The following is a 23,815-nucleotide window of genomic DNA, read 5'->3' as shown; positions in this document are numbered from 1 at the left end:
CTGAAAAAGTTGTCTGTGAGGAGAGGGAATAGGGAATAGGGAACAGGGAATAGGGAATAGGGAATAGGGAATAGGGAATAGGGAATAGGGAATAGGGAACACTTCGACAAGCTCAGTGCATGGAACAGGGAACAGTTTCGGAACAGTTTCAACTATCTGGATATCCTCAATTTCTCATATCCGACAAGGAAAAATGCAACTGTTTTGAGACTTCATTTGCCAAAACCTTGCACTTGCTTGTTCTTAAAATCCGCGAAACCCCTATTAATAAACGGTTATAGCTTTGTTCAGCAAACCCTAATTATCGGTTAATTACTTACATTGACTATCAGGCACAAATCATCTTTATTCGTGATGTTTTAATCCACGCGGACTATGATAAGGAGAATTGGAAAAATGATAACTGGTTTAACAATCCCTAGCCCTTATTACCTCAGTTTAATTACAGAATTTGCACCTCGTCCTATTACAAATGATCTTGAATTAAGTATCACTCAACAAAGAATTAATACAATATTAGATCAAAAAAATCTGAGCCAAGATGATCGAGATTATATAAATGTATTAGGAATGTTAGTTTATGACTATGAAGAGAAAAATGAACAATTCCCTAAATTAACTGATGGAGAATTATTACAAACATTAATGGAAGACTATAATTTGGAAATACAAGATTTTTTAGGGATTTTTGGCCAAGAACAAACAATTTTAGACATATTAGACGGAAAACGTCAACTCAATTCTCAAGAAACCTTCAAATTGCGATCGCTGATCTTCTAAAACTCCTAAATAAAGTAGAAATATTGCGAACTGCTTGCAGCAGCGCTTCGCTCGCCCTAGTCATCGCACTACCAATGAAGGCTTTTTTCTGTTTGCCGAATGTATTGTAAAATAAGAGCAACATTTTCAGGACTTACGCAAAATAGAACGAAAGTAGGGGTAATTCATGAAGTTAATAATAGTTAAAGAAGTACAAAAAAAGAAGTTGAGCGATAGCGAAGCGCGACCTAGGAATCGCTTTTTGCAAAGATGTTTATTAAACTTATTGACCTCGCCCTGGCTTACAATCGGCAAAACTTAATGCCTCCGTGTCTAAAAAACTGGCGATCGCCATCTCAATGATTGCTTCAATAAAACTCACTCGTTGCAAAGGATTTCATCAAGATCCCTGACGTTATTGGCTGCAATATCTTTTTCTGCTTGAGCAATGAGGCGATCTAATTTCCCTGATGCTAAATCTGCCTCAATTTGTCGATCCCACATCTCATTAAGATATTCTTGAAGCCATTTTGCCAGATCACGAACTTCACTTTCTGGCAATTGCTTGATTACTGATTCAACTTCTAGCCGAGTAGTCATATAAGATTTTACATTTAAAGAGTTCTTCTTTTCTATATTATCACCAACTTTGACATTGAAACGCCATTAGATGGTAGCTATTTGACTGATAGCACTTCTCGCAGATGAAAACTTAATAATGTGCGTTACATTTCATTAATGCACCCTACAGGATCAGCGATCGCTTACCTATGAGATCGCATTTAATAATAGTTAAGGAAGTACAAAAAAAGAAGTTGAGCGATCGCACTCGAAGATGTTTAATGGTGAAGTGCAGCGGCAGCAAACAGCCTTGAACTTTTAACATATGTCCTGCGTCCGTTGCTACGTAGTGTTAGACACTATATCAAAGCCTTATCTAATTCGTCAATCAAAATAATCAAATCTCCTTCTCCAATGTCCTGGAATATAATTTCTCGCTCATGATCATTTGGATAAGTGTAGGAGATGGTTTTCCAAAAAACTGAGGAAATCCTTTGATCCCGCCAGTTAATTTTGCCTCCATGTGCAAGGGCATTTCTAACCAGCCATGCAAATTTCCATATTGAATCCCATTCTTTAAGTTTATTCCACTTTTCATCAGCACGACTTTTTTGTGTCTCGTAGAAATCTGTAAAAACAGACTGAATAAGTCGCTTTCGTAATAAACTAAGATCGGGCATTTCTACTGATCCTTCAGGTATAAGAGTATTTTGATCAGTGATTCTCTCTTCACTAAATTGAATTTGGCTAGGTTGATGATTATGAGAAAGTTCGAGTAACAAATTAGATGGATCAAACTTTAAAACAATACCACTGCCAGGTGCAGGTATAGTTAAAGGAAGTGATGGCTGTATATTAACACTCCTCAAAGTATCTGATAATCTTTCACAGTGACGAATATAGTAGAGATACTGCAAAGCACTCATAAAAGTATTGCATGCCACAATTATAGTAAGAATCGGTTCAAAACACATCCTTGAACTTTTAATAATTCGGATAGACATAGACTGGATAAGCTGGTTGTGTTGAAATTAATCTAGGTAATGAAAGGATCATGACCAATTGCTATTACAAAATAATACATTTTCCAGGCTAAACAAATATTGATTTAATCATTAAAATACCTATTTAGATAGTTTAGCGAAAAAACTCAGAGAAACCCGAGTTAAAAATATTATTGAACCGATTTTAGCAAAGCAAACATTACCGGATACTCTAGCTGATAATTGCCAATATTTAATAGATTTAGGATTATTGCCACGTGATCCGATGGAGGGGATGAATGGGTAGGGTGCGTTAGACTGCACAGATTGTATCAATCAACCTAACACCTTGATCCCTTTTCTCCCGAAAATGTGTCTCCTAGTCCAGAAAAAGATTACATTTAGTGAAGTTACAAACTAAATCAATCACAGATATGTCTATTGAACTAGAAACAGAACTAGGTGAAGCGGTGGAACAGCGTCGCAACTTTGCGATTATTTCTCACCCCGACGCAGGTAAAACCACCTTAACAGAAAAACTTTTATTATACGGAGGTGCTATTCACGAAGCTGGGGCAGTTAAAGCCCGCAGAGACCAACGGAAAGTAACTTCCGACTGGATGGCCATGGAACAACAACGGGGAATTTCCGTTACTTCCACTGTATTACAATTTGCCTATCGCAACTGTCAAATTAATTTACTCGATACCCCTGGACACCAAGATTTTAGTGAAGATACCTACCGGACTTTAGCTGCTGCGGATAATGCTGTCATGTTGATAGATGCGGCTAAAGGTTTAGAACCCCAAACCCGGAAACTGTTTGAAGTGTGTAAACTGCGGGGGATTCCCATTTTTACCTTTGTAAATAAATTGGATCGCCCCGGTAGAGAACCGATAGAATTGTTAGATGAAATTGAGCAAGAGTTGAAATTACAGACTTATGCAGTGAATTGGCCTATTGGTATGGGCGATCGCTTTAAAGGCGTATTTGACCGCCAAAAACAGCAAATTCATTTATTTGAACGCAGTTCCCATGGTAGTAAAGAAGCTCGCAATACCATCCTTGATATAGGCGATCCTCAAATTGAAAACTTACTAGAAAAAGAAATCTATCACCAATTAAAAGAGGAATTAGAACTATTAGAAGGAGTTTGTCCAGCGCTAGATTTAGACTTGGTACACGCGGGAAAAATGACTCCAGTGTTCTTTGGTAGTGCCATGACTAACTTTGGCGTAGAATTATTTCTTCAAGACTTCCTAGATTTCGCCCTCAAACCAGGCAACCATAGCAGTACCGCCGGTGATATTCCCCCCACATACCCAGAATTTACCGGATTTGTCTTCAAACTCCAAGCCAACATGGACCCCAAACATCGAGATAGAGTGGCCTTTGTCCGGGTCTGCACAGGCAAGTTTGAAAAAGATATGACAGTAAATCATGCCAGAACAGGCAAAGTTGTTCGTCTCTCTCGTCCGCAAAAACTTTTTGCCCAAGAAAGAGAATCTATTGATGTCGCCTATCCAGGGGACGTAATTGGTTTAAATAATCCGGGTGTTTTTGCAATTGGCGACACAATTTATACAGGTCAAAAGCTAGAATATGAGGGCATCCCTTATTTCTCTCCTGAACTGTTTGCCACCCTGAGAAATCCCAACCCCTCAAAATTTAAGCAGTTTCAAAAAGGTGTTTCCGAATTGCGAGAAGAAGGTGCTGTACAAATTATGTATTCAACAGATGAGGCCAAGCGTGAGCCAATTTTAGCGGCAGTTGGTCAATTGCAGTTTGAAGTAGTACAGTTTCGCCTACAAAATGAGTATGGTGTAGAAACTATTCTCGACCTATTACCCTACAGCGTCGCCCGTTGGGTGCAAGGAGGTTGGGAAGCTCTTAATAAAGTAGGACGTTTATTCAATACTACTATTGTTAAAGATAGTATGGGCAGACCGGTATTGTTATTCCGCAATGAATGGAATTGTCAACAGGTAGAAGGTGATCATCCAGAATTGAAATTAAGTGCGATCTGCTTGCAGTAGCGCTTCGCTATCGCTCCCGTTCTTTCCTCTCAACAACCCGTAGAAAGTTAGCAGGGGCAGAGGAGCAGGGGGCAGGGGAGAAAATTCTATTACCAATTACCAGTTACCAGTTATCAGTTCATCTCAACTTAGTGGTAATAATTACAAAAGAACAGATTGGAGTACCAAAGTTCGTATGTCTTCCCACGCTGAATCATGTTTGGAGGCTGGTTTAGAGGCATTCAAGCAGGGGAATTACTACACAGCGATCGCTAACCTTGAACCACTGGCCAAAGATCAAAGTCAAGAAAGGATTTGTTTACAGGCACAAGTTGGGTTAGTTATGACCTATGCTCGCACAGGCGAAGTTTCTAAAGCGATCGCCCTGTGCCAAAATCTGATTGCTAATAGTAATCCCCAAGTTCAAGAGTGGGCAATACTTGCTCTTGAACACCTGCATAAACGCAAAAACCAGAAACAACAATCCCGCAAAACTAATACTAGGCCTGTTGCCAAATTAAATTCTCCTGGACAACCACCTCCAACCGCCTACGTTGGTACTGATGGTAACTACAATAGCAAACCAGTTAGCGTTTATTGGCGCAATGCCAGACGGGCAAAAGTTTGGCAACCTCTACGCAAACCTAATATCATCCCCTCCCGACTGTTGGCAGTGGTAACATTTCTAGCGCTGTTGTGGATGTGCCGAGAAATGGTGAAATTCCTGTTAGCTTTAATTAATCAAATTTTATATCAACTGCCCTACTTAGAACCAATTCCGATTTTATATCGTGATCCTAGTTCCTTGATTTTAGGATTATTAGTTATCGTCATGGTAGCTTCCCCTTGGTTACTTGACTGGATACTAGGCAAATTTTATGGTCAAGCGGAATTATCCCAAGAAAAATTAAACTCCTACAGTCGGGAAACACTTAGAGTATTACAACGAACTTGCCAACAGCAACACTGGCCAACACCTCAACTGAACATCTTACCTATTCCTGCACCCATCATTATTACTTATGGCAACCTAGGCCGCACCGCCAGAATTACTGTTAGTCAAGGATTATTAGAACAACTAGCCGATGATGAAATAGCCGCTATCTATGGTTTATCTTTAGGACAAATCGGACGTTGGGATTTGATGGTCATGTCCCTAGTCCTGTTAATAACTTTACCATTTTATGGACTATATCAGCAAATATCAACCTTGGGCAACAAACATCAAGGAAAACTCTGGCGTTGGGCAAGTACAGTTTTAGCCGCCTTTACATACAGTATTTGGTGTTTGTTCACTGGTACAGCCCTAGTAAATTGCCGCACTCGGTTTTATCATACTGACACCATAGCCTCAGAAATTACTGGTAATCCCAATGGAGTTATCCGCGCTTTACTGAAAATATCCATTGGTATAGCTCATGATATTAGTCTCAAAGAAGAAACCTCTTGGCAATTAGAAAGCCTAAATCTACTTGCCCCCGTTGCCTATCAGCACAGCATAGCTTTAGGTAGTACCGCCGGTCATCTACCCTTTGAATCATTTTTGAAATGGGAAAACTTTCATCCCTATCGCCAATTATTATCCATTAATAGCTGTCATCCCTCAATGGGCGATCGCCTTGAACATCTTTGCCAAATTGCCCGTCATTGGCATTTAGACACGGAAATACATCAAACCAACCCACAAAAACCCATTGAAGTTAAACCCCCATCCTTGTGGCTACAACTTGCCCCCTGGTTGGGAATAATCCTCGGAGTTGTCTTTGCTGGTGTGGTGTGGGTACTCTGGCAAACAGCATACAGTTTACACCTATTAAATCTGAAATGGATTTATGATAACTGGTCTTTTGTCAGAGGTTGTATGCTAATTGGTTTTAGCGTGGGTACAGTTGTGCGAATCAACACTCTATTTCCCGAAATTACCCCAACCAATAGCCAAAAAGATGAAGATTTTACCACAATCCTAGCAGATCCAGCAATTTTACCGATTGATAGTATTAGAGTCCGATTGACAGGTAAACTCATCGGCCGCCCTGGCATTGGTAATTGTCTAGCACAAGACCTCATCCTACAATCCCGCCAAGGATTAATCAAACTACATCATATTCCCTGGGTCGGCAAATCATTCTCTATTCAAGACCTAATTGGTAGACAAGTTACTGTCACAGGTTGGCTACGACGCGCCAGCACTCCCTGGATTGATGTCCAAACCCTAGAAACTCAAGGGAACAAAAAAATCAACAGCCCCCATGCTGTCTGGTCTACAATCATCGCAGTCGCAGCCCAAGCCTGGGGAGCTTATATTTTACTCATGGGTTCTTAATTGGCTAAGTTGTCAGTTGTTAGTAGAAAAAATTTTCTTCTCTGCTACCCCTTCCCCTGCTCCCGGTTGGTGAGCGTAGCCGTTCGCAAAGCGTGGTGTTAGCCATACCACGACTCCCTCGCCACTGTGCCTCTCCAAACCTCTTGCCTTAACAATATATTTAATGCTACGATGTGATCATACTATTGGCTATTAGCAGAAAAGTTTCTGTTGAACTAGCTACGTGGAACATACCATAATAATGTTAAGCAATGGTATTTTATTCTGCGGGCAAGAAATAAGAAGAATGAATTTACTGTGGTGGATAGTTGGCTATTAAATTTACAATTCCTAAAATTAAGGTGATATTAGCCCACGGGTGCAGAAGCACTTTCGTGTCAAATAAGCTTGATCACAACAAAAAACTGTATTCTATAAGTTGATAGAATGGCTTACGCCAGGCTACCCTATCGAATTGCAGAAATTGGTTTGTGGCCATTTTAGTCCATAGTATCTATTAAAAAGCCAAAGCCAATTAATTTCTTTTGTCTTGCCCTGTTTAATCCCAATCTGGAGGTATAGTTCATGTCCATTCGCCTATATATAGGAAATTTGCCCAAAGAAGAAATAGATCGTCAAGAGTTGCAAGCTATTTTTGCAGAAGAAGGCGATGCTGTAACAACTAAACTGATTAAAGACCGTAAAACAGGTAAATGTCGTGGTTTCGGTTTTTTAACTGTAAATAATGACGAACAAGCCGATCAAATTATTGAAAAATATAATGGTCAATTGTTCAAAGACACAGCTATCAAACTAGAAAAAGCTTTACCACGGACTAAAGGTGAAGAAGGAGATGAACAACAAGCTCCTAAACCAGTTCCTCAAGGTACTAGCGCTCCTGTTCCTAGTAGCAATAAAGAAGGCGGCCGTCGAGAAAAAAGTAAGAAATCTCGGCGCGGTGGTGGCGGTGGCGGTACTCGTGAAGCCGCAACCTCTGGCGATAACGAAGCTTTTCGTCCTGACCCCCGTTGGGCTGCGGAGTTAGAAAAGCTTAAACAAATGCTAGCATCACAAAGCACTCCGTGAACTACCCACACTGATCTGACGGTACAGTGTCGGCTTCCTGTCCAGCAGAAAGCACAGTAGTAGACTTCTTTCGTCCTCTATTACTGCGACTTACTTCTGGGCGACAGGCTTTATCCCCCGTTCCAGAGGTCAAACCTTCGGCTTCGCTCAGGTTAAAAACTTGTACTGATACTTCGACTGCGCTCAGTACAAGGCGCAGCCAAAGTATTCGTAGTCCCTCGTCTGGTAAGGTTTATCGCTGCGTTGATATCTCTGTCATGTTTAGTCTGGCACTTTTCACAAGTCCAAAATCTTATATCTAGCGGCAAACTACCCACTTGATTAAGGCATACATGACAAGTTTTTGACGAAGGAAAGAATCTATCAACTTCTTGATAAAGGACAGAGATTTTATCTTGAGTCTTTTACCAGATGATTGTTTACGTTACTATCAATTAGTCACCTAATTATTATCTCTATCAATTTAATTTCTATGAGTGAAAATGAGCTAATCTCTTTAATTTTTAGATCCATTTCACTGTGGCTATAATTTCGTTTTTTACTTTAATTGATTAGTCTAATTTATGATTTGTCTCTTGAATATCTTTATTTATTTATCTGTTGACTCCTCTAGGTGGTGTTAATTCTTATTGCTCCTTATTGAGAATAGCTTTTGATGCCATTTTTGGTACCTTACTGTTTTTCAAGTGCCTTTTTTCAGTCCTTATGTTTATTTTTATGCTCACTTTGATTTTTTCTCTCCGTAATTTCCCTCTGTGATAGTTTAGGGTGCGGGATGTGGGATTGAACTAGACTGCATTTAACTTCAATGAAAATTATTTTGATTGCATGAAACTGACCAATAAAAAATTGTAAATATCTAAGTTATGATGTGGTGTTGATACTTGGGATAGTTTTTATCATGGATTCAGTCATATATCATGATAGATAATATTCCTTTGTCCATATAAAAAGACAGAGAAAAATATCTATCTAAGGTGTTAAATCTAAATATAGAATGTCGGGACAATTAACCAATGTTTTGGTAATAATTAAAAAAGAAAACCTATAGAATTATTCAAAATTCCCAGACAAAAATACAGATTTCAGTTTCATCAGTGCCAATTTACAAATCCCTTTCTATCTTGTTAAAATCAGTAACACAAGAAATCTATGAAAGCTATCACTAAAAAACACATTGCCTTGATTTCAGTTCACGGTGATCCAGCTATTGAAATAGGAAGAGAAGAGGCAGGAGGGCAAAATGTTTATGTCCGTCAAGTGGGTGAAGCCTTAGCGCGGCTAGGATGGCAAGTGGATATGTTTAGCCGGAAAGTGAGTGCCGATCAGGAAACAATAGTACAACATAATAATAATTGTCGCACTATTCGGTTAACAGCAGGCCCCGTGGAATTTGTGCCAAGGGATCAGGGTTTTCAGTATTTGCCAGATTTTGTAGATCAGTTAATAAAATTTCAGAAGGAAGCTGGAATTAATTATGATTTAGTGCATACCAACTATTGGTTGTCTAGTTGGGTGGGAATGGAATTAAAGAAACGACAAGGCACTAAACAGGTGCATACATACCACTCTTTAGGAGTGATCAAATACAACACCATAGAAAATATTCCCTTGGTGGCAAGTCAACGGTTATTAGTAGAAAAACAAGTATTAGAAACAGCCGAAAGAATTGTCGCTACCAGTCCCCAAGAACAGGAACATATGCGATCGCTTGTTTCCGAAAAAGGTAAAATTGATATTATTCCCTGCGGTACAGATATTAAGCAGTTTGGTTCAGTAGAAAGACGAGCAGCAAGAGAAACTTTGGGTATTGATCCAGAAACTAAAGTGGTATTATACGTAGGCAGATTTGACCCCCGCAAAGGTATAGAAACCTTAGTACGAGCAATGCGTGAATCCAAGTTTTATGAATCAAAACAATTGCAATTAATTATTGGTGGTGGTTGTACACCTGGTAATAGTGATGAAAAAGAACGCGATCGCATTGCCAGCATTGTCAACGAACTAGGGATGAGTGAATGTACATCCTTTCCTGGTTGTCTGAGTCAGGAGATATTACCAGCTTATTACGCTGCTGCGGATGTTTGTGTTGTTCCCAGTCACTACGAACCCTTTGGACTGGTAGCTATCGAAGCCATGGCCTGTGGTACACCTGTAGTCGCGAGTGATGTCGGTGGACTCCAATTTACTGTTGTTAATGAAGAAACTGGTTTATTAGTTCCACCTCAAAGTGTCCCCGCTTTTAATCATGCCATTGATCGCATTCTCAGAAATTCTGCATGGCAGCAAGAATTAGGCAAAGGAGCTAAAAAGCGTGTGATCAATAAATTTAGCTGGAATGACATAGCTAGTCAGCTAGATAAACTATATACTCGAATTTTACAACAATCTGTCCGAAAACCTGCATTAGCTACAAAATAGGTTAAGGATTGACAATTGACGGTTGACTGTCACCTATTAACCAGTTTATTGCTGTATAGTTGAAAGAAAATAAAGCATCAAGTAAGCTCTAAACATACTTGCAGTTAGACGGTGAAATGATGGAAGTTCAAGAAGTACCAAAAAAATTCCCTAAGCCCAGGAAACCAGAAAGCGAATCTCAAAATTTTCAGCACGTCAAAATACTTGATTGTAACCAACCAGTTTGTAGGGTGATTTGTGAGTGTTGGCACTGCAAACAAGGGATATTATCTGAGGTAGACGTATCAACTTCACAATATCTAGAAGTAGAATGCCCTAGTTGTGGGAAGACGGCTGTTAGACTTATGGCAGAAAAGGTGATTTCAACTACTCCTATTCCTTCACCCTGGCAAGGATAAGCAAATTTTGGATTTTGGACTATACTCGTGACGAGTGAGATTTGAATTTTTACAAGATTACGAGCAACCTGGATCTGTAGGGTTTTAGCACAACTAAACCCCCACACATCCAGTCAATTACGGGATACTTGAAGGCTTTGGAAACGATACCACCTAAGTTCGAGGTAAGAGAATAACCTACAAGTGTTGATTAACAAGAGTTTTAGGATTACATGAGGTTTTTATATAAATACATGAGTGGTAAGTTCATTGTCTTTGAAGGGGTAGAAGGTTGTGGTAAAACTACTCAGATGCAACTGTGTTCTCAGTGGCTAGAAAGTTTAAATATCTCCGTACTGCTGACTCGTGAACCCGGGGGAACAGAGTTAGGAAAGGATTTGCGGGCGTTATTATTGGAAAAGTCCCCCAACAAACCCGTAAGGGAAGTCACGGAACTATTATTATACGCGGCGGATAGGGCGCAACATATTGAAGAGGAATTAAAACCGAATTTAGCCACAGGGAAATTTATTTTGTGCGATCGCTATACTGACTCTACCATCGCCTATCAAGGTTATGGTAGGGGTTTAAGTATGAGTTTAATCAATCAACTTAATCAGATTGCTACAGGTGGTTTAACTAGTGATTTAACGATTTGGTTAGATGTAGATGTGGAAATAGGACTATTTCGCAAACGTGGACAAGCTAAACTAGACAGAATTGAACAGGAAACAATTGCTTTTCATCGGCGCGTACAACAGGGATATACAGAATTAGCTATATCTGATCCATCCCGAATTGTGCGGGTAGATGGCAATGGTAGTCAAGATGTTGTTCAAAAAACTATACAGGAAATTTTCAATGAACGGTTGTTTTCATAATTTATCGTTAATGGGTAATTGGTGATAAATAAAATATCTGTTTTTATCCTGTTCATCCTTTAATACTGGATATTATCTCGACTTACTTCGACCCTTCGACTAGCTGGTGGGTAAGTCGCGGTAGTTGGGCATAGTTGAAACTCGATAACCACCTGATTCTGACAATTTACCCGTTAAAAACCCTAGTTAGTATATGTTTTCCCCATTAATCGGACAACAACAAGCGGTAGAATTATTAACTCAATCTGTCAAACAAAACCGAGTTGCACCAGCATATATGTTTGTCGGTGCAGATGGTATTGGTAGAAGTTTAGCCGCAAAATGTTTTATTGAATTACTTTTTTCCAGTTCTGTAACACCTGATCAAATTCCCATTTTACATAATCGTATTCGTCAAAGAAATCATCCTGCTTTATTGTGGGTAGAACCAACTTATCAATATCAAGGACAAAGACTCACCCCAGCAGAAGCAGCAGAAAAAGGCGTTAAACGCAAAGCACCGCCAGTAATTCGGTTAGAACAAATTCGAGAAATTACTCAATTTTTATCTCGTCCACCCTTAGAAGCAACTCGAAATGTCATAGTTTTAGAACAAGCAGAAACCATGGCCGAATCTGCGGCCAATGCCTTATTAAAAACCTTAGAAGAACCAGGAAAAGCAACCTTAATTTTAATTGCCCCTTCACCGGAATCTGTATTACCAACCTTAGTATCCCGGTGTCAGAAAATACCTTTTTATCGTTTAGATAATGCTGCAATGAATCAGGTATTAACTCAAACAGGAAATGCTGAGGTTTTGCAGCATCCAGAAGTTTTGCATATAGCTGCTGGTAGTCCTGGAAGTGCGATCGCATCTTACCAACAATTACAAAATATCAAGAGCGAATTTATAGCACAGGTAAAAAAAACGCCCACATCCTACCGACACGCTTTAGAATTAGGCAAGAAAATTGATAAAGAATTAGATACCGAAGCCCAATTATGGTTAATTGATTATCTACAACAATACTATTGGCAACAAATACATCAACCAGAAATTATTCAACAGTTAGAAAAAACTCGGAAACATTTACTTTGTTATGCCCAACCCCGTTTAGTATGGGAATGTACATTTTTAGCTTTATTTCAGAATATCGCCAAATCGTAAAATCATTAATCCATCCCTATTTATCCGCGTTTATCTGCGGTCAATTATTTTTAACACCTTATTTTACATATAGGAATAATATTTGATTTATGAAAAGATACGTAGGGTGCGTCAGACTGCATAAATTATATCAATAAAGCTCGAAAACTTGCTTGCTGAAAATGGATATCTGCGGTAAGTGTGTCAGTAATTCCTCTATGTTGCATCATGATGAATGATATGCAGTCAACTAAATCCCATTCTTTATCTTTTCGTTGTCTTGTTGTTCATAAATAATTTTAGGATTGCTATATTCTGATAGGAAAATTGTTAAGGCATAATAAAACCGTATTTCTTGAATACAGTTTTAGTTTGCTCACTAGATAAAAACTGAGAAAATTCTTTAGCAGCAGCCAAATTTTTACTGCGCTTTACTACAGCCAAAGGATAAATAATAGCAGAATGATATTTTTCATCGGCTGCAACTACAATTTTTACTTTATTAGAGATTTTGGCATCAGTTACATAAACTAGACCTGCCTCAGCATTACCAGTTTCTACAGATGCTAAAACTTGACGCACATTATTAGCAAAAACCAGTTTTGATTTAACTTGATTCCAAATTTTTAGCTTTTCTAATACTTGTTGGGCATATTGTCCTGCTGGTACACTTCTAGGTTCACCAAGAGCAATTTTTTTGACTTTGGCATCTTGAAGACTGTAAAAACTTGTGATACCAACATAATTTTTAGGTACTACCAAAACTAGACGATTTTTAGCAATTATATTCCGAGTTCCTGCTACTAAAAGTCCTTTTTGTTCTAAAGCATCTACTTGTTTTTTCGCCGCAGATATAAAAATATCCGCCGGCGCACCTTGTTCAATTTGTTGCTGTAATGCACCAGAAGACCCAAAATTATAACTAATTTTGACGTTAGGTTTGTTTTGTTGGTAAAGAGGCTTAATTTCTTCTAAGATATCTTTTAAACTAGCAGCAGCAGATACAAGTAAGCTCGTATTAGATTCAGCTACAACAGGAGTAGAAGTAATGCTTGATAAACCAATTATCAGTATAAAAATAGCTAATGCGGTAGTAATTAAGACTAGCAGTTTTCTTCTTTTGATTGACAAACTGGACTGAGAGAAATTTTTATTCATGGACTTGACACTCGGTATAGTTTTATCAAGATTATTTTACTAATCACAAAAAATTTGTAGTTTTTGTTAAGATTTACCGACTTAGTTGGTATTACTGTCTACTGAGTAAGTTAGTATTAAAGAATTAGACAAAAATACTGATAGTAAAATAATTGTACTGATATGATATTATGTTTTACTGATTACATACATTGTGTACGCAACAGATGATCAATTATATGTGCTAACATAATGTGCTAAGTTATCATAAGGGAAATTATAAATGTCTACCTTTGAGCAATTCCAAAATGATTTTTTCAATATCTTTGATAATCATAATTTCTATGAAAGTAAAACCTATTTAGAATATATTGCTGAACCCCAAACTAATGATGAAGATAACATTGTTGATACTAAAATTGTCTTACCATTACTAATTGCTTTAGGTTTTGATTCAGGAGATATTGCTAAAAACACTACAACTAATGGTAAAGATAACAGTCGTCCAGACTTTCAAATTAAATTAGCTAGTGGCAATATTCGCTGTTTTTTAGTGGAAGACAAACATACTGCCTATAATATTCAAAAATCCGAACCATTACAACAGTTGATTAGTTATGCTCCCAGTCGCGGGTATGATTTAGGATTACTTTGTAATGGTAAATTATTATTAGGTTGGGATATTTCCGATCCTAATTCTCCCAGTCCTGTGTTACATTTAGATATTGAAACAATTATTCAAACTTATCATGAAAATGGTGGTATTGCTGGTTTAACTAATGCTCAAATTCAAGACTTAAAAAGTTTGCATCGGCGATTTAATAAACTCAATTTTGAAGATATTGAAACTTTAATTCAAGATATTGGTAAACCAGAAAATGAATGGTTAAATGATGCCAAATCTCAAACTACTACTCCTAATTTTGATGAATTATTGATTTTGGATATTAAAGCCGCAATTCTACTGTTAGAAGAAGATGTTTTATATCAATTACAATTATTACTAGAAGAATATGATCAATATTGTCAAGCTAAATATTTACCTAATAGTAATGGGATTGATAAAACTAACAAAGAAACAGCAACTAAAACCCTTGAACGTTTACGTAATCAGATTTTAAATTATTTACGAGTATATGGAGTTTTAGATGTTGAAGAATTTTCTGAATCTGTAGAAAAGTTAATTGAATTTGCTGATAAACCTCAAGGTTCAATTCAGGAGTTAGAACAAGTATTTTTAAATAATCTACAAAATGCTCAAGCTAGAAAACAGAAACAAAAGAATCAAAAATCTAGTGAAAGCAAAACAGTTATTCAACTAGATTTAATTCCTAGTATCTCTGAATCCAAAAAACAAGAATTAGGAATTAAAGTCACAGAAGAAAAGAAAATTACTAAACTTGATCCTAAACTAATTGAATTATTAAGAGAATATGAAAGAATAGTATTTGATTGGAAAGCATGGCAAGCAAAGCAAGATTTAACCCATGATAACGCTATTAAAACACATCAATATTTTATATCTTGGCGTAATTTAGTTAGTAAAACAATTTTACAAGGTGCTGATGACGATAAATTAAAGGCAGAATTTGCTAGACAAACTGCTTATGTTTATGTAATTCGTTTATTAATGGTAAGAATTTGTGAAGATAAAAAATTAATTAATCGTAAATTTTCCAATGGTGGTTTTAAATATTGGAAAGAAGAAGTTGAACCAAGGTATTTAGATTTAGCACAAGGAATGTCTATGGATTATCTTTTAGAAATGTCATATCGTTCTGCTCAAAATATCTATGCTCATTTCTTTAATAGTGCAGATTTATTTAATTGGTATCGCATTAATTCTAATACTTTAATTAAGGTTTTACATATTCTCAATCGTTTTAATTTACAAGAAATTGATAGCGATATTGTTGGTATGGTTTATGGTAGATATGTAGAAGAAGGAAAACATGAACAGGGTAGATATTTTACACCTAAAGAAGTTGTAGAATATATTTTAGATGCTATTGGTTATAAATCAGATAATCCTGATATTCGTGATCAAAAATTATTAGATCCCGCAGGAGGTTCTGGTAGTTTTTTAGTTCATGCTGCACGTCGTTTAATTAATTCTTATCGTTCGCGGAAAACTAATACTATTCCTGTGGAATATGTTCCTGCAATCATTCAACAAGTGAAAGATTGTTTATTTTGTTTAGATGTTAATCCTTTTGCTTGTTACTTAGCTGAAACAAATTTATTAATTCAAGTGGTTGATTTACTCAAACAAGCGAAGGAAGCAGGTAAGTTACAAGAATGTACGATAGATAGGTTTAATGTTTATAATACGGATTCTTTGTTATTGCCAAAAGTACAGGAAATTAGAACTCCTTTACTTAATCCTATTTTAGATTTAGAACTTTCTACTGTTACTCAAATTAAAACTAAAACAGGTAAATTTGTTGATGGTTTTGATTTTGTAGTTGCAAATCCTCCTTATGTTAAAGCTGATGAACCTGGAGCAGATGTTTATCGTCGAGAAATTGAAAATTCTGGAAGATTTGAAACTCTCCATGAAAAGTGGGATCTTTTTGTTCCATTTGTTGAACTTGCCTGTCAAGCTACAAAGGATTTAGGTAAAATTGGTTTAATTGTTTCTAGGGGTATTCAAACTAATAATTATGCAGAATTACTCCGAGAATATATTTCTGAAAATCTTACTATCAATCAAGTAGATTTTTTTAATAATGTGCGAATTTTCTCTGATGCTGTTGTCAATAATACGATTCTTTTTTTAGAAAAGATTCCACCAGGGTATTTTCATCAAGTGAAAAGAGTTTTACACTCTGGTTCATTTGCAGAAATTCAAGAAATTAATCCTTTAAATCAATCTGAATATCAAGGTAAGGTATTTAGACAGTTTGTAGGTAATGATAATTTTGAAGATGTTACTTATTTAGAAGATATTTGTTATTGCAGTAAAGCAATGGTTTTACATTCAGAATCAGGAGAATTTAAAAAAGATGATTTAATCTCTGAAGTACAAACTAATATTAATATTCATAAATATATAGATGGTGAAAATTTAGTTAGGGAGTTTGCAATAGACAAAATTAGATATTTAGAATGGGGTACATCTCGTGTACCTGATAAGATTAGTAGAGTAACCATTCCTGAATTATATAATTATCCTAAAATTCTGTTTGGAATGACTTCATTTCCTACCTATGATAGAGGAATAATAGCAGGAGATGGGTTTTATGTTCCTGATAGTGTGAGAATTTGTATCAGATGGGATGATGTTTATAAAGTTAAACGTTTAGAGAAAGAAAAAAGACAGATGTATGAGCTTTCTAAAAAACGTCAAAAACTTCTGGGGGATGGAAAAGGTAAGAAATTACAAATTTATCAATATGCAGAAGAGAAAATAAAAATAGCAGAAAATTTCGATTTAAGATATATTGCTGCTATTCTTGCTTCTAGTTTTGGTAAACGCTTTTTACTATTAAATAACCGTGATGAAAATATTATGAGTGTTAATAGTGAAACTCAAATAGCTAAAAGTAGAATATATCCTGATGATTTGAAAGAATTTCCCATTAAAAATATTTCTTTAGCAGCACAACAACCATTTATTGATTGTGTTAATGATTTAATAACATGGAATTGGCAGTTATACGAATTAACACAATTAGGACATAAAATTAAGTTTGATTATAGTGATAAGGAAGCAACTGTTGAAGTGAATTTTTTGCAAGTTTTTGAAAATCTCAATTTACCTTGTTGGAATTTTTTAAACGCAGAACCAAACAGATTTGAAATTATCGGAGAACGTGATCAACCTATTACTAAAATCAAAATCAAAGATGATAAAATTTTTAATGGTCGTCAAGAATTAATCTTTTCAGAAAGTACAATAGTTTTACAGTTCCTACAAATTTATCTACAACAATATGAAAAACGGGGTTTAACTTGGACTAATTTAATCCAAGAAGGTAAAATACCTAAAACTGATGTAGATATTCAGCAAATATTTGATGAATGTGAGCGTTTATATGCACAAATCCTGCAAAAAATTACTGATATGCGTCAAATTTATCAGCGATTGGATGAAATGGTAAATCAGCTTTATCAAAATTAGCTGTTTTCAAAATTAAGCCCAAATTGGGGATCTGATTTTTACCAAAAAACGATAGGATACTAAATTGCATTTATTTAAAAGCGTATCCTAATGTCGGCTGTTGTTATTACCTTAGAAACTCAAGCAAACTCTTCTGATCACTTGATTATTCAGCGTTCTCCTGCTGGACTATCTTTACAAGGACGCATCCGTGTACCTGGAGATAAATCTATTTCCCACCGCGCTTTGATGTTGGGCGCGATCGCTGAAGGTGAAACTCAAATTCAAGGACTGCTATTAGGTGAAGATCCCCGTAGCACTGCGGCCTGTTTTCGGGCGTTAGGGGCGGAAATTTCGGAATTAAATACAGAATTGGTAACAGTCAAAGGTATCGGTTTAGGCAATTTTCGAGAGCCTGTAGATGTCTTAGATGCTGGTAATTCTGGAACAACGATGCGGTTGATGTTGGGGTTGTTAGCATCCCATCCAGGGCGATTTTTCACGGTGACTGGTGATAGTTCTTTGCGATCGCGTCCTATGTCCCGTGTTGTCAAGCCTTTGCAACAAATGGGGGCGGAAATTTGGGGACGTAAGGGCAATACCTTAGCACCTCTAGCCATTCAAGGACAAGCCCTTCAACCCATTCATTATCATTCTCCCATTGCTTCGGCTCAAGTTAAATCCTGTATCCTCCTGGCGGGTTTAAACACCGAAGGGAAAACCACAGTCACTGAACCCGCTTTATCACGGGATCACAGTGAACGAATGTTAAGGGCTTATGGTGCAGAACTAAGTATAGATACAGATACAAATAGTGTTACAATCACTGGTGGGGCGAAACTCTACGGACAAACCGTAATTGTTCCTGGTGATATCAGTTCAGCCGCTTTTTGGTTAGTTGCGGGGGCGATCGTTCCCGGTTCAGATTTGGTAGTGGAAAATGTGGGTGTAAATCCTACCCGTACAGGGATTTTAGAAGCTTTGGAACTGATGGGGGCAGATATTCAACTAGAAAACCAGCGCGAAGTTGCGGGAGAACCTGTAGCTGATATCCGTGTCCGTTCTGGTGGTTTAAAAAGCTGTACTATCGCTGGTGATATTATTCCCAGATTAATTGATGAAATTCCGATTTTAGCAGTGGCGGCAGTTTTTGCTGAAGGGATAACAATTATTAGAGATGCGGAGGAGTTACGAGTAAAAGAGAGCGATCGCATTACCGTGATGGCACAACAACTCAATAAAATGGGTGCAAAAGTCACCGAATTACCTGACGGGATGGAAATTACTGGCGGTACTTCCTTAGTCGGTGCGGAAGTAGATAGCCATACAGATCATCGCATTGCCATGAGTTTAGCGATCGCAGCCCTCAACGCTACTGGCACAACCACCATTCATCGCGCTGAAGCCGCAGCTATTTCTTATCCTAACTTCACAAACACATTACAGGAAATTTGTCAATAGTTTTTAGGAGACAGGGTAAGGGGGGATAGATTGGCAAAAGCAGAAATTAATTAACGGGACTTAAACACTTTTGAGGAAGAAATAAGCCTCAAATCCTGGATATCTGATTGAGACAAATTCTAAAAAGTCACCACACTGCGAATTGATTCCCCTCTGTGCATTAAATCAAAAGCATCATTAATTTTTTCAATTGGCATTACATGAGTAATTAAATCATCAATATTAATCTTACCATCCATATACCAATCTACAATTTTCGGTAGATCCGTCCGTCCTCTTACACCACCAAAAGCTGAACCTTTCCAAACTCTTCCAGTTACTAATTGAAAGGGACGAGTGCTAATTTCCTGTCCTGCACCAGCAACACCAATAATGACACTTACACCCCAACCTTTATGACAACATTCCAATGCTTGACGCATGGTATTGACATTACCAATACATTCAAAAGAATAGTCAGCACCACCTTTAGTTAAATCTACTAAATAAGGTACTAAATCACCTGCAACTTCATGAGGATTGACAAAGTGTGTCATCCCAAATTTTTCAGCTAATTCGCGTTTTTTAGGGTTAATATCTACCCCCACAATCATATTTGCACCGACCATTTTTGCTCCTTGGATGACATTTAAACCAATACCACCCAACCCGAAAACAATCACATTTGCACCGGGTTCAACTTTAGCAGTATAAATAACCGCACCTATACCCGTTGTCACACCACAACCGATATAACAAACTTTATCAAAAGGGGCATCTTCCCGAATTTTAGCAACGGCGATTTCTGGTAATACCGTATAATTAGCGAAAGTGGATGTACCCATATAATGGTGAATCATGTCGCCACCGAGACTAAATCGGCTAGTACCATCGGGCATTAAACCCCGTCCTTGTGTGCCGCGAATAGCTTGACAGAGATTGGTTTTGAAGCTGAGGCAATAATCACATTGACGGCATTCAGGTGTGTATAAAGGAATTACATGATCTCCCGGTTTGAGACTTTTGACATCAGCCCCCACTTCTACAACTATCCCAGCCCCTTCATGGCCTAAAATTGCCGGAAACAAACCTTCAGGATCATTACCAGACAGGGTAAAAGCATCAGTATGACAAATTCCACTGGCTTTAATTTCAATTAATACTTCCCCTGCCTGTGGTGCTGCCAATTGTACGGTTTCAATAGTCAGGGGTGTACCTGCGGTGTAAGCTACTGCTGCCTTGACTTCCATTCAATTCTCCTTTCTTGATTGCTGCTCAGTGCATCGCTTCTAGGGCGACTTTTTAATACAATAGTACCTATTGCCAGAGAAATCCCCTACCTTCACAAGCTGGGGCTTTATTAACTACCAGATTTTGCTAAAATCGCGTTCATTAGTTTAGATTGGTGAAAGGCAGTAGCTATTATAGAGGATTGGATTCTGACTCCTGAATTCTTTTGATGATAAACTTTGTCTTAGCTGCAACCCCCCAATTACCTATCCACTTTGGCGATTAATTTAGTCTATAACAAACATGATAAAACCTGCCCTTACTAAAATTGGCGCTCAAATGTCCAACTTAACTGGCGTGAGAGCGATTATGAAAGATATTAATGAAACCCTCAGAGCTAGTAAGGGAAAGGAATTATATAATTTGAGTGCAGGTAATCCGTTGATTTTACCAGAGGTAGAAAAGTTATGGCGGGATTGCACAGCAGATTTATTAGCTAGTTCAGAATATGGTGAAGTTGTTTGTCGTTATGGTTCTAGTCAAGGTTATGCACCATTAATTGAGTCCATTGTTAAGGATTTTAACCAGCGTTATGGGTTAAGTTTAACTGACCGGAATATTTTAATTACTGCTGGTAGTCAAACTATATATTTTTATGCGGCTAACGCTTTTGGTGGATATACGCAAGATGGCAGTTTAAAAGAAATTGTGTTGCCTTTAAGTCCAGATTATACTGGTTATGGCGGTGTTTGTTTATATCCAGAAGCTTTAATTGCCTATAAACCTACTTTAGATATTGATACAGCCGCGCACCGCTTTAAATATCGTCCTGATTTTAACCAACTTTCGATTACAGAAAATACTGGTTGTGTAATTTTCTCCCGTCCTTGTAATCCTACGGGTAATGTATTAACTAATGATGAAGTGAATAAAATCACCGATCTAGCTGCACCTTATGATGTACCTGTTTTGATTGATTCAGCTTACGCGCCGCCTTTCCCAGCGTTGAATTTTACAGAAATGACTCCTATGTTTGGGGAAAATATTCTCCATTGTATGAGTTTATCAAAAGCGGGATTACCTGGGGAACGGATTGGCGTAGCCATTGGTGATGAAAATCTGATTCAAGTTTTGGAATGTTTCCAAACCAATGTGGGAATTCATTCTTCTCGATATGGTCAAGCGATCGCCGCCAGAGCGATAGAATCAGGTACATTAGCAAATATTGCGGAAAATGTGATTCGTCCTTTCTACCAGAAAAAGTTTGATGTGTTAGAAAGTACATTAGAAGCAGCTATGCCTAAGAATATACCCTGGTTTTTACATCGCGGTGAGGGAGCGATTTTTGGCTGGTTGTGGTTGCGAGATTTACCCATGACAGACTGGGAATTTTACCAGGAATTAAAGAAAGTGGGTGTGATTGTTGTACCTGGTAGTAGTTTCTTCCCTGGTTTGAAAGAGGAGTGGGAACACAAACATCAATGTCTGCGAATTAGTTTAACAGGCAGTGATGAGGAAATTACTATCGGTATGCAGCGTTTAGCTAAAGTTGCTGAACAGGTTTATCAAAGTGCGGTTGTAAATGTGTAAGAGAAATGAACCACGAAGGCACGAAGAACACGAAGCAGCCGGGGAGCAGGGCAGCCGGGAAGCAGGAGGGAAAAGCTCAAAAATCACCTGTTCCCAGTCCTGTACAGGCTGATAAACGCGATTCCCAGCCAATTCCCAATTTGGATAATTGGATAGAAATTGGGAAAATTGTCTCACCGCAAGGTTTAACTGGAGAGTTGCGGGTTTATCCGAATACAGATTTTCCTGAACGCTTTGAAGAACCGGGAAAACGCTGGTTATTGCGTCCAGGGGAAACAGAACCGCAACCTGTAGAATTGTTATATGGGCGGTATATTGAGAATAAGAATCTCTATGTGATTAAATTGGAGGGAGTAGGCGATCGCCATCAAGCTGAGAATATACGTGATTGTCGGTTGTTTGTGCCGATTAGCGATCGCCCAGAATTAGCAGAAGGTGAATTTCATGTGGTAGATTTGCTAGGATTGCCAGTCTTCATGCAATCATCTGGACAATTATTAGGAACTGTGGTAGATATATTGCCTTCCGGTCATGATTTATTAGAAGTAAAATTAGATGCTACTTTTGCCGAAAATAAAGCTGGAAAAACAGTTTTAATTCCCTTTGTCATGGCCATTGTTCCAGTTGTAGATTTAGAAACTCGTCGAATTGAAATTACTCCCCCCTCTGGTTTATTATCAATTAATGATTAGATGTAGGGGTTTAGCATTGCTAAACCCCATAAAACAACATTAAATTTCAATTCCCAAATAAAAAACATGGCTAAAGTTATTGTCACAGGGGTTGCTGGTTTTATTGGTTCTCATCTAGCTGAGACATTATTAAAACAAGGGCATGAAGTAATTGGTATTGATGAATTTAATGATTATTATGATCCTATTTTAAAACGGAAAAATATTGCTAATTTTCAAGATTCACCTAATTTTACTTTAGTAGAAGAGAATATTCAATCTTTAGATTGGCAAAAACTTCTCCTAGATGTAGAATTGATTTATCATCAAGCGGCACAAGCTGGAGTGAGAGCAAGTTGGGGTGAAGGTTTTCGAGCTTATACTGAACGAAATATTAACGCTACACAAGTTTTATTAGAAGCTGCCAAAGATGCTCAAAAGTTACAAAGATTAGTGTTTGCATCTACATCTAGTATTTATGGAGATGCGGAAACTTTACCGACAAATGAAGAAATTAAACCTTTACCCGTATCACCTTACGGTATTACTAAATTAGCTGCTGAACGGTTGGGTTTTTTATATCATAAAAACTTTGGTATGCCATTTGTAGCTTTAAGATATTTTACAGTTTATGGTCCCAGACAACGGCCAGATATGGCATTTCATAAATTTTTTAAAGCCGTGTTAGGGGATGAAGCAATCCCCGTTTATGGTGATGGACAACAAACGAGGGATTTTACATTTGTGAGTGATGCAATTGCTGCTAATTTAGCTGCTGCTAGTGTTCCAGAAGCAGTAGGCCAAATTTTCAATATTGGCGGTGGTAGTAGAGTAGTATTAGCAGAAGTCTTAGATATAATGGCAGAAATAGTTGGTAAACCCATCAAACGCAACCATATTGAAAAAGCCATGGGAGATGCACGTCATACTGCTGCTGACGTATCCAAAGCGCGGAAAATTCTCAATTATCAACCCCAAGTATCTTTACGAGATGGTTTAACCCAAGAATGGGAATGGGTGAAAACTTTATCTTAATAGAATAGAAATAAGATCCCCGACTTCTTTAAGAAGTCGGGGATCTGATCCTGGCAAATATTTCAGACATAATACAGCAGTTTGCGAAGGTATGAGGTA

21 protein-coding genes are annotated in these 23,815 nt (G+C 37.6%); 15 read left to right on the top strand and 6 right to left on the bottom strand.

The features are described from left to right. The first annotated feature begins 311 nt into the window (after positions 1-311). On the top strand, positions 312-422 hold the full coding sequence (locus CUN59_RS05365; protein ID WP_306460500.1) for a type II toxin-antitoxin system HigB family toxin: 111 nt from the start codon (positions 312-314) through the stop codon (positions 420-422). Continuing rightward, positions 397-780 (top strand): helix-turn-helix domain-containing protein, encoded by a 384-nt coding sequence (locus CUN59_RS05360; RefSeq protein ID WP_104386862.1) that lies wholly within the window; start codon positions 397-399, stop codon positions 778-780. Before CUN59_RS05365 ends, CUN59_RS05360 begins: the two co-directional genes overlap by 26 nt. A gap of 357 nt (positions 781-1,137) precedes the next feature. Here the strand turns inward: CUN59_RS05360 and CUN59_RS05355 are convergent, their stop codons facing one another. The 3 genes from CUN59_RS05355 to CUN59_RS05350 form a co-directional block, all read right to left on the bottom strand. Beyond that, the gene (locus CUN59_RS05355; protein ID WP_104386861.1) at positions 1,138-1,359 is read right to left on the bottom strand and encodes a hypothetical protein; all 222 of its coding nucleotides are present in this window, start codon (positions 1,357-1,359) and stop codon (positions 1,138-1,140) included. 145 nt (positions 1,360-1,504) lie between these two features. After that, positions 1,505-1,645 carry a hypothetical protein gene (locus CUN59_RS21325; protein ID WP_165790159.1) on the bottom strand — a complete coding sequence of 47 codons (141 nt, stop codon included), beginning with the start codon at positions 1,643-1,645 and terminating at the stop codon, positions 1,505-1,507. Positions 1,646-1,679: 34 nt separating this feature from the next. Then, a complete protein-coding gene (locus tag CUN59_RS05350) occupies positions 1,680-2,324 on the bottom strand; it encodes a hypothetical protein (protein WP_104386860.1) in 645 nt (214 codons plus the stop codon). A gap of 413 nt (positions 2,325-2,737) precedes the next feature. Here CUN59_RS05350 and prfC point away from each other — a divergent pair, with 413 nt between their 5' ends. From prfC to CUN59_RS05330, 3 genes are all read left to right on the top strand, one after another. Then, positions 2,738-4,339 (top strand): peptide chain release factor 3, encoded by a 1,602-nt coding sequence (prfC, locus tag CUN59_RS05340; RefSeq protein ID WP_104386866.1) that lies wholly within the window; start codon positions 2,738-2,740, stop codon positions 4,337-4,339. Between the two features lie 175 nt (positions 4,340-4,514). Beyond that, on the top strand, positions 4,515-6,641 hold the full coding sequence (locus CUN59_RS05335; protein ID WP_104386859.1) for a zinc metalloprotease HtpX: 2,127 nt from the start codon (positions 4,515-4,517) through the stop codon (positions 6,639-6,641). Between the two features lie 564 nt (positions 6,642-7,205). Next, positions 7,206-7,706 carry an RNA recognition motif domain-containing protein gene (locus tag CUN59_RS05330; protein ID WP_104386858.1) on the top strand — a complete coding sequence of 167 codons (501 nt, stop codon included), beginning with the start codon at positions 7,206-7,208 and terminating at the stop codon, positions 7,704-7,706. Positions 7,707-7,858: 152 nt separating this feature from the next. Here CUN59_RS05330 and CUN59_RS22605 read toward each other — a convergent pair whose 3' ends face one another. Continuing rightward, entirely contained in the window at positions 7,859-8,095 is a 237-nt protein-coding gene (locus tag CUN59_RS22605; protein ID WP_438501802.1) for a zinc ribbon domain-containing protein, read from the bottom strand. 190 nt (positions 8,096-8,285) lie between these two features. Here CUN59_RS22605 and CUN59_RS21910 point away from each other — a divergent pair, with 190 nt between their 5' ends. From CUN59_RS21910 to CUN59_RS05300, 5 genes are all read left to right on the top strand, one after another. Continuing rightward, positions 8,286-8,465 (top strand): C4-dicarboxylate ABC transporter, encoded by a 180-nt coding sequence (locus CUN59_RS21910; RefSeq protein ID WP_104386857.1) that lies wholly within the window; start codon positions 8,286-8,288, stop codon positions 8,463-8,465. A 393-nt stretch (positions 8,466-8,858) separates the two neighbouring features. After that, positions 8,859-10,127: a glycosyltransferase family 4 protein gene (locus tag CUN59_RS05315; RefSeq protein WP_104386856.1), complete on the top strand. Its 1,269-nt coding sequence runs from the start codon at positions 8,859-8,861 to the stop codon at positions 10,125-10,127. 119 nt (positions 10,128-10,246) lie between these two features. Next, on the top strand, positions 10,247-10,525 hold the full coding sequence (locus CUN59_RS21905; protein WP_104386865.1) for a hypothetical protein: 279 nt from the start codon (positions 10,247-10,249) through the stop codon (positions 10,523-10,525). A gap of 233 nt (positions 10,526-10,758) precedes the next feature. Beyond that, a complete protein-coding gene (gene tmk / locus CUN59_RS05305) occupies positions 10,759-11,385 on the top strand; it encodes a dTMP kinase (protein WP_104386855.1) in 627 nt (208 codons plus the stop codon). A gap of 193 nt (positions 11,386-11,578) precedes the next feature. Beyond that, positions 11,579-12,532 (top strand): DNA polymerase III subunit delta', encoded by a 954-nt coding sequence (locus CUN59_RS05300; protein WP_104386854.1) that lies wholly within the window; start codon positions 11,579-11,581, stop codon positions 12,530-12,532. A gap of 309 nt (positions 12,533-12,841) precedes the next feature. Here the strand turns inward: CUN59_RS05300 and modA are convergent, their stop codons facing one another. Next, complete coding sequence (gene modA, locus CUN59_RS05290) at positions 12,842-13,636, bottom strand: molybdate ABC transporter substrate-binding protein (protein ID WP_104386864.1); 795 nt, start codon at positions 13,634-13,636, stop codon at positions 12,842-12,844. Positions 13,637-13,931: 295 nt separating this feature from the next. Here modA and CUN59_RS05285 point away from each other — a divergent pair, with 295 nt between their 5' ends. Together CUN59_RS05285 and aroA are read left to right on the top strand one after the other, a co-directional pair. After that, positions 13,932-17,771, top strand: a complete 3,840-nt coding sequence (locus CUN59_RS05285) for an Eco57I restriction-modification methylase domain-containing protein (RefSeq protein ID WP_104386853.1) — start codon at positions 13,932-13,934, stop codon at positions 17,769-17,771. Positions 17,772-17,861: 90 nt separating this feature from the next. Continuing rightward, on the top strand, positions 17,862-19,211 hold the full coding sequence (aroA, locus tag CUN59_RS05280) for a 3-phosphoshikimate 1-carboxyvinyltransferase (RefSeq protein WP_104386852.1): 1,350 nt from the start codon (positions 17,862-17,864) through the stop codon (positions 19,209-19,211). A gap of 119 nt (positions 19,212-19,330) precedes the next feature. On the opposite strand, the gene CUN59_RS05275 is transcribed toward aroA, so the two are convergent. After that, the gene (locus CUN59_RS05275; protein ID WP_104386851.1) at positions 19,331-20,440 is read right to left on the bottom strand and encodes an S-(hydroxymethyl)glutathione dehydrogenase/class III alcohol dehydrogenase; all 1,110 of its coding nucleotides are present in this window, start codon (positions 20,438-20,440) and stop codon (positions 19,331-19,333) included. 286 nt (positions 20,441-20,726) lie between these two features. On the opposite strand from CUN59_RS05275, the gene CUN59_RS05270 reads away from it, so the two are divergent. From CUN59_RS05270 to CUN59_RS05260, 3 genes are all read left to right on the top strand, one after another. Further along, entirely contained in the window at positions 20,727-22,010 is a 1,284-nt protein-coding gene (locus CUN59_RS05270; protein ID WP_104386863.1) for a valine--pyruvate transaminase, read from the top strand. 5 nt (positions 22,011-22,015) lie between these two features. Then, positions 22,016-22,702, top strand: coding sequence for a ribosome maturation factor RimM (rimM, locus tag CUN59_RS05265; RefSeq protein WP_104386850.1), 687 nt, complete (start codon positions 22,016-22,018; stop codon positions 22,700-22,702). 66 nt (positions 22,703-22,768) lie between these two features. Next, the gene (locus CUN59_RS05260; protein ID WP_104386849.1) at positions 22,769-23,716 is read left to right on the top strand and encodes an NAD-dependent epimerase/dehydratase family protein; all 948 of its coding nucleotides are present in this window, start codon (positions 22,769-22,771) and stop codon (positions 23,714-23,716) included. Positions 23,717-23,815 lie beyond the last annotated feature (99 nt).

This window comes from Cuspidothrix issatschenkoi CHARLIE-1 (assembly GCF_002934005.1).
GTDB lineage: Bacteria > Cyanobacteriota > Cyanobacteriia > Cyanobacteriales > Nostocaceae > Cuspidothrix > Cuspidothrix issatschenkoi.
This window is presented reverse-complemented; position numbering and strand designations above follow the sequence as displayed.